The 11651-nt window shown below is 67.1% G+C and carries 6 protein-coding genes; 2 read left to right on the forward strand and 4 right to left on the reverse strand.

All coding sequences use genetic code 11. From position 1 onward, the window contains the following. Positions 1 to 165: 165 nt before the first annotated feature. The 3 genes from ACXJKM_RS10745 to ACXJKM_RS10755 all read right to left on the reverse strand — a co-directional run bounded on the left by ACXJKM_RS10745 (position 166) and on the right by ACXJKM_RS10755 (position 6952). A complete protein-coding gene (locus ACXJKM_RS10745; protein ID WP_457352239.1) occupies positions 166 to 1374 on the reverse strand; it encodes an NAD(P)/FAD-dependent oxidoreductase in 1209 nt (402 codons plus the stop codon). Positions 1375 to 1473: 99 nt separating this feature from the next. Continuing rightward, positions 1474 to 4251, reverse strand: a complete 2778-nt coding sequence (locus tag ACXJKM_RS10750; RefSeq protein ID WP_457352241.1) for a TonB-dependent receptor — start codon at positions 4249 to 4251, stop codon at positions 1474 to 1476. A 517-nt stretch (positions 4252 to 4768) separates the two neighbouring features. Continuing rightward, positions 4769 to 6952 carry a malate synthase G gene (locus ACXJKM_RS10755; RefSeq protein ID WP_457352243.1) on the reverse strand — a complete coding sequence of 728 codons (2184 nt, stop codon included), beginning with the start codon at positions 6950 to 6952 and terminating at the stop codon, positions 4769 to 4771. A gap of 158 nt (positions 6953 to 7110) precedes the next feature. On the opposite strand from ACXJKM_RS10755, the gene ACXJKM_RS10760 reads away from it, so the two are divergent. After that, the gene (locus ACXJKM_RS10760; RefSeq protein WP_457352245.1) at positions 7111 to 8016 is read left to right on the forward strand and encodes a LysR family transcriptional regulator; all 906 of its coding nucleotides are present in this window, start codon (positions 7111 to 7113) and stop codon (positions 8014 to 8016) included. A gap of 185 nt (positions 8017 to 8201) precedes the next feature. After that, the gene (locus ACXJKM_RS10765; protein WP_457352247.1) at positions 8202 to 9812 is read left to right on the forward strand and encodes an outer membrane protein assembly factor BamB family protein; all 1611 of its coding nucleotides are present in this window, start codon (positions 8202 to 8204) and stop codon (positions 9810 to 9812) included. 48 nt (positions 9813 to 9860) lie between these two features. On the opposite strand, the gene ACXJKM_RS10770 is transcribed toward ACXJKM_RS10765, so the two are convergent. Beyond that, the gene (locus ACXJKM_RS10770) at positions 9861 to 11561 is read right to left on the reverse strand and encodes an AMP-binding protein (RefSeq protein WP_457352249.1); all 1701 of its coding nucleotides are present in this window, start codon (positions 11559 to 11561) and stop codon (positions 9861 to 9863) included. Positions 11562 to 11651: the final 90 nt, after the last annotated feature.

The following is an 11651-nucleotide window of genomic DNA, read 5'->3' on the forward strand; positions in this document are numbered from 1 at the left end:
ACACAAGCAGTCCGCAGGGACTGCTTGTGTCCGACTCCAGTTCACATAGCCGGCCCGCGTTAGGCGATGTGCTTGCGGCTCAATGCCGCAAGCATCGCCGTCCCCCAGGGGGACCGACCAGGTTCGCACGCGTTCAGCGGGGCCAGACTGGGCGAGGGGCTCCGTCTACTCGAAAAAGAGTCGGCTGATGCCCTTGAAGCTGACGAGATTGCCCGGGTTGCTGGTCTCGTTGAGCACGCCGCTCATGCGCCTGAGCAGGCGCGGGCTCTTCTTGGCGCGCCAGATCAGCAGGTCGGCCAGCCAGGGGTGGGCGTTGACGCGGTTGGCACGCTCGTAGAGCTCGAACTTGGGCTTGAGGGCCGTCAGCGCGGCCACGTAGGCGGCGCGGGCTGCGGCATCGTCGGCGTGCGCCAGGATGGCGTCGGCCGCCAGCATGCCGGTCTCCATGGCCTTGCCAATGCCCTCGCCGGTGAAGGAATAGGTGCTTCCGGCAGCCTCGCCGGTGACGAGCAGGCCGGGGCGCGTCCAGGTGGCGCCGGTCAGCGTGCAACGCAGCGGTGCGCCCTTGAGCTCACCGACCAGCTCACCGACCCGCATCAGCTCGGCCGCCGGCGCGTACTTGGCGACAAAGGCATCAAAGATGGCGCGCAGATTGACGTCCTTCTTCTGGCCCTTGCCGCCACCGAGATCCTTGTGGCTGTCCGTCACGCCGACGCCGATGTTGAAGTGGCCATCCGGCGCCGGGAAGATCCAGCCATAGCCGGGCCGCACCGACTTGTCCCAGACGACTTCCAGCGCCTTGATCCTGCCGACCATCTGCGGCGCCTTCACATAACCGCGCAGGGCCACGCCGCTGGGCGTGTGGCGCTCGCACATGCCGGCCGCGGTCAACGCCCTGGGCACGGCGCCGGTCGCGAGCACGACCCATCGCGCAGCGACCTCGACGATCTCATCGCCCCGCTTGAGCCGCGCGCCGACGACGCGGCCATCGGTCTCCAACGGTGCCTCGAAGCGTGCTTGCTCGAAGCGTGCGCCCGCCTCCCGGGCGGCGCTCAGCAGCAACGCGTCCAGCTCCTTGCGCGGCAGCACCGCCAGTGAGCCTGGCACGTCAATGCGGCCGCCCCGCGGGCCGATGCAGCCCACATGGGCCACGGCCTGGGCGCGTCGCATGACGTCGTCCAGCAGGCCCAGGCGGGCCAGGGCCTTGTGGGCGTCCGGGATCAGGCCGTCGCCGCAGATCTTGTCGCGGCCGGGCGGGTGCTGGTCGACCAGCAGGACATCCACGCCCGACCGAGCCAGCACCCGTGCGCAGGCGCTGCCAGCGGGGCCGGCGCCGATGATGAGAACGTCGGGATCTGAAGTGATGGCTGTCATGGCGGAGGTCGGGAGTGCGCCTATTTTCGCAGCCGAAATGAAAAAGGCCCGCCGAGGCGGGCCTTGCAGACACCGGCACGGAGCCGGCGCATCACGTCATCAGAAGCTATAGCTGCCGGTCACGTAGACGGTACGCATCAGCGGGCTGGCGTAACGCGGGTCATAGCCGACCTGATGGCCCGAAGAATCACGCAGCGTCAGCGGCGGCGCCTTGTTCAGCAGATTGGTGACGCCCAGACGAAGTTCCAGCGCCTTGCTCCACTTGTACGTGCCCTGGTAATCCAGGGTGAAGTACTCGGGAACGTCGAGCGCGATGGTCGTGTTCTTGCCTGTCGACAGGTCACGAACGGTCTGCACGCGGTCGAGGTACTTGCTGCGGTACTTGAACAGCAGCGAATTGGTTACCGGACCTGTCTGGAGCTTGAACTGCGTGCTGAAGATGTTGCGGAAGGTGACGGCAGCGTTTTCGCCGTAGTGGCCCATGCTGTCCGTGAAGTCGTTGCTCGTGCCCGCGCGGGTATACGAGGACTCGATCATGTACGTGCCAGCCAGCGAAGTCGTGAGTCGACCGACCGACGGAATGTCCACACGACCTTCGAGCTCCCAGTCGATACCCTTGGTGATGGCTTGGCCGATGTTGGTCGACAGGGCCATGAAGGCGTAGTAGTTCGATGTTTCAGCCGGTTGTTTGTAAGTCGTGAACAGGCTTTGATACTTCTGCGGATCGCCGAAAGCTTGGTTGGCCGACACGCCGCTGACTGCATCGCGCAGCTTCACCTGCCAGTAGTCGAAAGCCGCGCTGAAGTTCGAGGTCGGCTCGATGCGCATGCCGATGGTGGCCTGCTTGGACCTCTCGGCCTTCAGGTTCTCGTTGCCGCCGCTCAGCTGCGTGTACTGGGCCTTGCCGGGCTTGCAGGGCGGCGAGCCGCTGCCGTCGCCAGGGAAGGGGCAGTCGTAGCTGGAGGCGGTCACGCCGTTGGAGACCAGCGGCTGGGCGATGTCCAGCATATCCGGGGCCTTGAAGCCCGTGCCGTAGGAGCCGCGGAACATCAGCTGGCTGGAGACCTGGTACTTGCCCGACAGCTTGTAGGTCGATGCCTTTTCCGTCTTGCCGAAGTCGCGCTTGTTGATCGCGTCCTTGATCTTGCTGATGCTGTCGTAGCGCAGCGAGGCATTGACCTCGAGGCCCTTCACGACCGGGATCTGCAATTCAGCAAACACGCCGAGGTTGTCGCGCTCCAGGTCGTATTGCGGATTGGCGCCGAAGTTGTAGATGACGCCGTTGACCGCATCAGCGGACGGGGTCTGCTTGTAGTGGTAGTTGCGGACATCCGCCCCGACACCCAGGTTCACCGCCCCGGCTGGCAGGTTGAAGATTTCGCCGGAGGCGCGCACGTCGCCGCCCTTGAGCGTCGTGGAGGCCGTGCGGATGCTGCCGTGGTAGATGGAGTCGCTGATCAGCTTCTGGGCCGCCGCGCTCTGGTTGCCCGATGGCACGAAGGGGTCGATCGCCAGCGTGTTGACGATGTTGGTGAACTCGGTGGTCTTGAAATAGCCGCCGATGTAATGCTCGTCCAACGCGTTTTGCGACCAGGTCAGCGCGCCGTTGACGTTCCAGCTGCCGATGTCGGCTTCGGCGCCGACGACGACGTGCTTGGAATCGGTAAAGGTCTGCGAATCACGGGTTCCGAAGTCCGTCGCGCGGAAGCCCGCCGTGACGGTGTTGACACGGGCCTGCTGAGCGGCCGTCAGATACGGCGAGACGTACTTGTTGTACAGCGCGGATCCAACCGGGATCGCAATGGGCACCGGGTTCGGCGCGATGCGGGCGACCAGGTCGTAGCGGGTGTAAGCGATGTCAGAGAACAGCTTGACGTTGTCGCTGAGCTTGAGCTGACCCGTGACGAAAGCCGAATCCCGCTTGTACTCGGGATAGATGTCGATCGTGGAGACGAAGTCGAACGCGCATTGCGCCGTGCCAACCTTGGCCGTGCCGCCTGCCGGAATGGTGTTGGCCAGGCTGTAGAAGTTGTTCGGCGCGCACTTCCCCTTTTCCATAAGGTAGGGGTTGAACGAGTAAGCGCCGAGCGTCGCAGTGTCGGCGCCGATCTTCTTGAACGTCACCTGCGCATTGGCCGGGTCGGCAGACGTGCTGGTTCGGTCGTAGACGTAGCTATTGCCGCCAAAGGAGACGGGCAGGTAGGCCGTCTTGGCGAAATCGCGATCGCCCGACTTCAGCTTCTTCTGATCGTCGCGGCGGTAAGTGGCCACGATGTTGAAGCGGTCGCGCTCGATGTCGCCGAAGCCGTAGGTGATAGAGACATTCGCCGATTTGCCTCCGCCTTCCAGCGGGTTCGAGTAGCCGACCGTGACTTCACCGCCCTGCTTGTTGCGCTTGAGGACGAAGTTCACGACGCCGGCAATGGCGTCGGAGCCGTAGAGGGCGGAAGCGCCGTCGGTCAGCACTTCGATGCGCTCGATCGCGCTCATGGGAATCGAGTTCAGGTTGACACGGCCACCGTCACCCGTGGGGGCGAGGCGCCGACCGTTGAGCAGCACCAGCGTGTAAGCCTGCCCAATGTCGTGCAGTGACGCGAAGGCGGTGCCACCGGAGTTGGTGCCGATAGCGATGTCGGCGATCTGGAAGCCCTGCATCGCGGGTATGCGTTGCAGCAGCTCTGCCACGTTGGTGGCGCCGCTGACCTTGATCTGCTCCGAGCTGATGACCTGCACGGGCAACGAGCCCTCGGCTGCAATGCGCTTGATGCTCGAACCGGTGACTTCGACCCGTTCCAGTTGTTGCTGCGCGAGGGCCGGCTGAAGGGCAGCGGCAAGACAAGCCAGCGCTGCGACGCTGACGGCGTGACGTTTGAACATCGATGAAACTCCTGACGATAAAGACAGCTTGCCGGCCTGGTGGGCCACGAAGCAACAGTCCACAGCCCGGCCGTAGTGCCGGGGAGAACGCCTAGAAGTGTGAGGAAAGTTTGCTGGTGACCCTTGGGGGTTCCTACCAATTGAGCGGGTGGCACCGTCCCGCAGTGACGCTTTCGGCTCGTTTTGCCCGGTAACCCCTAGATTGCCGTTGGCTTGCAGACGGAAAATGTTGCAAAGATGAGACGCTGGGCAGGATGTCGTCCGATAGGTTTTGCGGCAAAGCAACATCGGAGGAAGTGCCGGGCCGCCCACCCGCGGGGGGCTTTCATGCCGAACCTGTTCGCTGTCATAACGAAACAGGGGTTCTGGCTTGATCGCCACATTTCACTTGTTTAGCGGCATCAAGGCGCCAAGCAGACCGCGCTGGCGCGACGAAGCCGCTACCCATCGAACCGCGCTGCCGATCTGGAAACGTTTAGTTACAGCGCTGCTGCGCGAAGTAGGCCAGACCTGCTGATCAAGCCGACTGCCCCTTCACCCTCAACCGCCAGGCATGCAGCAGCGGCTCGGTGTAGCCGCTGGGCTGGGCCTCGCCCTTGAAGACCAGGTCCAGCGCCGCCTGCATGGCCGCGCCCTGCGGGTTGGCGGCCAGAGGCCGGTAGGCCGGGTCGCCGGCGTTCTGGCCGTCCACCACCTTGGCCATGCGGGTGAAGGTCTCGCGCACCTGTTCGGCCGACACGACGCCATGGCGCAGCCAGTTGGCGATGTGCTGGCTGGAGATGCGCAGCGTCGCGCGGTCTTCCATCAGGCCGATGCCGTTGATGTCGGGCACCTTGGAGCAGCCCACGCCCTGGTCGACCCAGCGCACCACATAGCCGAGGATGCCCTGCACGTTGTTGTCCAGCTCCTGCTGTCGCTGCTCGGGCGTCCAGTCGGCCTTGGCGGCGACGGGGATGGTCAGCAGTGCGTTCAGGATGCCCTCGCGTTCGGCGGCGAGGTCGACCTTCTCCAGCTCCTGCTGCACGGCGCTAACGCTGACCTGGTGGTAGTGCAGCGCATGCAGCGTCGCGGCGGTGGGGGACGGCACCCAGGCCGTGTTGGCGCCAGCCTTGGGGTGGCCGACCTTCTGCTCCAGCATGGCGGCCATCAGGTCGGGCATGGCCCACATGCCCTTGCCGATCTGGGCGCGGCCGCGCAAGCCGCAGGCCAGGCCGGTCAACACATTGCTGCGTTCATAGGCCTGGATCCAGCTGGACGTCTTCATGTCGCCCTTGCGCAGCATCGGGCCGGCGCGCATGGCGGTGTGCATCTCGTCGCCCGTGCGGTCCAGGAAGCCGGTGTTGATGAAGGCGACGCGGCTGGCCGCTGCGGCGATGCAGGCCTTCAGGTTGACGGAGGTGCGGCGCTCCTCGTCCATGATGCCCAGCTTGACCGTGCTGTCGGGCAGGCCGAGCAGCTGCTCGACGCGGCTGAACAGCTCGGCGGCGAAGGCCACCTCGGCCGGGCCGTGCATCTTGGGCTTGACGATGTAGACGCTGCCCGTGCGGCTGTTGCCGCGGCGGCGCAGATCGTGCATCGCGATGGTCGTCGTGACGACAGCGTCCATGATGCCCTCGGGGATCTCGTTGCCCTCTTGGTCACCTCCCAGCAGGATGGCCGGGTTGGTCATCAGGTGGCCGACATTGCGCACGAACATCAGGGAGCGGCCATGCAGCGTCAGCGTGCCGCCACCGGGCGCCGTGTAGACGCGGTCGGCGTTCAGGCGGCGCGTGAAGCTCTTGCCGCCCTTGGCGACTTCCTCGGTGAGCGTGCCGAGCTGGATGCCCAGCCAGTTGCGATAGGCCAGCAGCTTGTCCTCGGCGTCGACGGCGGCGACCGAGTCTTCCAGGTCGAGGATGGTGGACAGCGCGGACTCCAGCACCACGTCGGCGATGCCGGCCGGGTCGGTCTTGCCGATGGGCGTGCTGCGATCGACGCGCACATCCAGGTGCAGGCCATGGTGCACCAGCAGCACGCTGCTGGGCGCATCAGGGGCGCCCTGGTAGCCGGCGAAGGTGGCCGCGTCGGCCAGGCCGGTCACGTCGCCCGAGGCCAGCGTGACGGAGAGCTGGTCGCCCTCGATGCGGTAGGCCACCGCCTGGCTGTGCGAGCCTTCGGCCAACGGTGCGGCCTGGTCCAGCACCTGGCGGGCGAAGGCAATGACCCTGGCGCCGCGCACCGGGTTGTAGCCACCGTCGCGCGTGGCCCCGTCGGCCTCGGAGATGGCGTCAGTGCCGTAGAGCGCGTCGTACAGCGAGCCCCAGCGCGCGTTGGCCGCGTTCAGTGCATAGCGGGCGTTCAGGATGGGCACGACGAGCTGGGGGCCGGCTTGCAGGGCCAGCTCGGCATCGACGTTGGCGGTGGTCGCCTGCACTTGGGCGGGCGGCTCGACGAGGTAGCCGATGCGCTGCAGGAAGCCGCGGTAGGCCGGCATGTCGGTGATGGGGCCGGGATGGGCCTCGTGCCAGGCATCCAGTTCGGCCTGGAGTCGGTCGCGCTCGGCCAGCAGCGCGCGGTTCATCGGTGCCAGCTCATGGGCGATCCGGCTGAAGCCGGCCCAGAAGGCGTCAGCCGAAACGCCGGTGCCGGGCAGCACCTCGGTGTCGATGAAGCGGGCCAGGTCGGCATCGACCTGCAGGCGGTGGAGGGTGGTGCGAGGCATGGCGGGACTCCTGCGAGAAGGCAACAACGAATGTCGCCAATCTAGCTGCGTCGCGTGTCGGGATTCGCTGCGGAGCACGCCATTCATCTGTGACAAAAACGCAAAGATCCTTCATGAAACCGCTGCCTTTGCGTCTGTCGCCCAGCACAATCCGGGGCATGGACAAGCTCAAGCAGATGGAGTCCTTCGTCCTCGTCGCGGGCAAGGGCAGCTTGACGGCGGCGGCCCAGGCCGAGGGCGTCGCGCCTGCCGTCATGGGCCGGCGGCTGGACGCGCTGGAGGCGCGCCTGGGCGTCAAGCTGATGCTGCGTACGACGCGGCGGCTGACGCTGACGTCCGAGGGCCAGGCCTTCCTGGAGGACTGCCAGCGCCTGATCGCCTCGCTGGCCGATGCGGAAGCTGCCGTCAGTGCCGGCGGCCTCAAGGCCAGTGGCCATCTGCGCGTGACGGCGCCTGCCGGTTTCGGCCGCAGGCATGTTGCGCCGCTGGTGCCGGGCTTTCTCGCCGAGCATGGCGACCTCAGCCTGTCGCTCAACCTCAGCGACCGCGTCATCGACATCGTCCACGAGGGCTTCGACTGTGCCGTACGTGTGGGTGACCTGCCGGACTCCAGCCTGGTCAGCACGCGGCTGGCCGACAACCGGCGGCTGTGTGTGGCCGCCCCCGGCTATCTGAAGCGCGCCGGCACGCCGAAGCACCCCGATGAACTCGGCCGCCATGCCTGCCTGACGTTGAGCTCTGAGGCCAGCCAGGTGCGCGGCTGGGCCTTCCAGATCGACGGCGCCGTTCAGCACCTACGGCCGGTTGGCCGCCTCGACTGCAGCGATGGCCAGGTGTTGCACGACTGGTGCGTGGACGGCATGGGCCTGGCCTGGCGCAGCACCTGGGAGGTCGAGGCCGACCTCGCGGCAGGGCGCCTCGTCAGCGTGCTGGACACCTTTGCGGCGCCGCCCAACGGCATCTACGCCGTGTTCCCGCAGTCACGCCATCTGCCGCTGCGCACGCGGCTGTGGGTGGAGCATCTGCGCGCGCATTACGGGCGGGCCGATTACTGGCGCAGCTAGCGATCGTCCTCAACCCAGAGGACGGCGACGGGTATGCCCCGATGCCTGCCCCGCTGCAGCGTCCTCTGATGCCCTTTCGCCTTGTCGCCGCGTGGCGCCAAGCGTCTGCTGTGGCGGGTTGCGCGATGCCCACCCGTTCCACGGCCCGTTCATCGGGCATCGCAAACAAGGAACGGAGAACTTCCATGAAGAAGACGACCTGTTTTCGAGAGCCGACCGCGCCGACGCGCACCCTCCTTGCGGCAGTGGCGCTGGCCCTGCCGCTGGTGGCAGCAGCGGCGCAGGGCAGTGAATGGAGCAGTGCGGGGGGCGACCGCGAGAACACACGCAGCCAACCGTCCGAGCACAAGCTGGGCGTCGGCAATGTCAACCAGCTGGCCGTCAAATGGGCGCTGACCACGGCGGGCGACGTTTCGGCCACGCCGGCCGTCGATGGCGACACGGTCTATGTACCCGACTGGGCTGGCTATCTCTATGCGGTCAACCGCAGCAATGGCAGCGTGCGCTGGGCCGTCTACCTGCCTTCGGTAACGGGCATTCCTCGCGACAAGGCCCGCGCCACGCCGGCCCTGGGCGGCGGCAAGGTGGTCATCGGCACCCAGGGTTCCATCCTGGCGGGCGGCGGCCCTGGCGGCCGGGTGTTGGCCTTCGACAAGGACACCGGGGCGCTGGCCTGGAGCACCCAGGCCGATCCGCATTTCGCGGCCATCATCACGCAGTCGGCCACCATCCATGGCGACCAGGTCTTCGTTGGCGTCGCGTCGCAGGAGGAGGCCCTTGCCGCCTTCGTGCCGGGCTACCAGCTGTCCTTTCGCGGCAGCATGCTGGCCCTGGACCTGAAAACCGGCGCCATCCGCTGGCGGACGACGCTCGCGCCGGCCGGCTACACCGGCAACGCCGTCTGGGGCAGCTCGCCTGCCGTCGATACCTCGCGCGGCGCGGTCTACATCGCCACCGGCAACAACTACTCGGTGCCGCCGCCCGTGCTGGCCTGCGTGTCGGCGGCCGGTGCCGATCCGGTGGCCAAGGCCGCCTGCCTGCCGGCGAACGATTATTTCGACAGCGTCCTCGCCCTCGACATGAAGACGGGGGCCGTGCGCTGGGCGACCCGTGCCATCCCCTATGACGCCTGGACGGTGGATTGCATCCCCTTCTTCGGCGACGGCGACAACTGCCCGTCGCCGGCAGGCCCGGACTACGACTTTGGCCAGGCGCCGGCGCTGTTCAAGTCCAAGGCCGGCAAGGGCAAGCCGGTGGAGCTGCTGGGCCTCGGGCAGAAGAGCGGCCAGTACTGGGCGCTGAACCCCGACACCGGCGCCGTGGCCTGGGTCACCCAGGCCGGCCCAGGGGGCACGGCGGGCGGCCTGCAGTGGGGTTCGGCGACGGACGGCACGCGCGTCTACACGGCCAACGCCAACAGCAACGGGGTGCCGTGGATGCCGACAGGCGCCAGCGCGCCGACGACGCGAGGCGCCTGGTTCGGCCTCGACGCGGCCACCGGTGCGACGCTATGGCAGACGCTCGACCCGCTGCCGCCGGGCGGTATCGGCGGCGGCCCCTCGGGCCCGGTGACGACGGCCAATGGCGTTGTCTACGCCTGCTCGCTGGACGCCAGCGGCCGCATGTACGCGCTCAACGGCGCGAACGGCGCCATTCTGTGGAGCTATCCAAGCGGCGGTTCCTGCCTTTCGGGCGCGGCCATCGCCGACGGCACGCTCTACTGGGGCTCGGGCTACAGCAACTTCGGCTTCGGCACGCCGAACAGCAAGCTGTACGCGTTCTCGTTGCCGGATTGAGGCGCGGCACTCGCGCAGGCCAGCTGCCTCAGCGGCGGGCCTGCGCGCTCAGTCCCCGAACGACACCTTGGCGCGCTTGCCCACCCACGCATCGAACTTGCCCGCATAGGCCTCCTCGATGCGGTTGCGCTTGACCTTGAAGGTCGGCGTGATGAAGCCGTTGTCCACCGTCCAGGGCGTCTTGATCAGCACCAGGGTGTCGAGCTGTTCGTGCGGGTCCAGACGGGCGTTGACGTCGTCCAGGTGCTTGCTCAGCTCGGCCATCAGCGCCGTGCGTTCGGCCTCGGAGCTGGCGCGTTGCAGGCCCTGCGGCGACAGCATCGCGATGCCCAGCGGCTGGCCCATGTTGGCCCCCGCGACGCAGCAGGCCTCGATGTTGGGGTTCATGCCCAGCCTGTCCTCGATGGGCGCCGGGGCGACGTACTTGCCCTTGCTGGTCTTGAACAGGTCCTTCACGCGGCCGGTGATGCGCACGCAGCCGTCGCCGTCCTGGGTCACCTTGTCGCCGGTGTGCAGCCAGCCATCGGCGGTCAGCGCGTCGGCGGTCAGGCCCGGCTCCTTGAAGTAGCCCATCATCAGCGCCGGGCTGCGCATCTGCAGCTCGCCGTTGGCGGGATCGATGCGGGTCTGCACGCCGCCATAGGCCGGGCCCACGGTGCCACGCTGGTTCTTGCCCGGCATCGTCATGTGCGACAGCGCCAGGTTCTCGGTCATGCCATAGCCCTCGTTGATGTGCAGGCCCAGCGTGCCATACCACTCCAGCAGCGCCACCGGCATGGGTGCGGCGCCGCCGACGGCGATGCGGCATTGGTCCAGGCCCAGGGCCTTGAGGACCTTCTTGCGCAGCAGGCCGCCGATGATGGGCAGGCGCAGCAGCTTGTTCATCTTCTGCGGCGGCATCTTGGCCTGCACGCCCTGCTGGAACTTGACCCAAAGGCGCGGCACGCTGAAGAAGATGGTGGGCCGCGCGCGCTGCAGGTCGGCGGTGAAGGTGTCCAGCGATTCGGCGAAGAACACCTTGAGCCCGACCTTCAGCCAGCTGTGCTCGACGAGCACGCGCTCGGCCACGTGGGCCAGCGGCAGGTAGGACATCATGCGGTCGCTGGCGCTCATCGGGAAGCGGTCCAGGCCCGCGCCGATGGCCCAGGCGAAGGCGCCGAAGTTGTGCATGACGCCCTTGGGGTTGCCCGTCGTGCCCGAGGTGTAGATCAAGGTGCAGAGCTCGTCGGCGCCGCGCGTGACTTCACCCTTGAGCGGCTCGGTGCGGGCGCAGATGGCGTCCCAGCCCTCGTAGTTCTTCTTCACGTCGTCGGGCGACAGCGCGTAGCTGGCGCCGGGCAGGCTCGGCAGCACGCCCGGCTTCATGCCTTCCCAGCCGTCGAGCTTGCCGATGAAGATGAAGCGCGCCTCGCTGTGCGTGAGGATCTGCGTGATGGTGTCGGCCGCCAGCGTCGGGTACAGCGGCACGGAGACATAACCGGCCATCCAGATGGCGAGGTCGGTCATCAGCCACCAGGCGCAGTTCTTGGACAGCATCGCCACCTTGGCGTCGGCTGGCCAGCCCTCGGCGGCGCCCTTGGCCTTGAGGAAAGCGGCCATGCGGCGCACTTGGTCGCTGACCTGGGCCCAGGTGAAGTCGAGGACCTCGGGCCCGCCCATCGGCTGCGTCAGCGTGACGGTGCTGCCGGCGGTGCGCTCCCAGTGATACAGGCGTTGCAGGGCGAGCTGGTCGGCGGCGATGGTGGCCATGGGCGTGTCTCCTCGGGGGGATTCTTTTCGGGAGCCGCAAAGTTAACCGCCTGCAAAGCGGCCCTTCCCCCGGGTAAACACCCTGCGGCG

This window comes from Roseateles sp. P5_D6 (assembly GCF_054049415.1).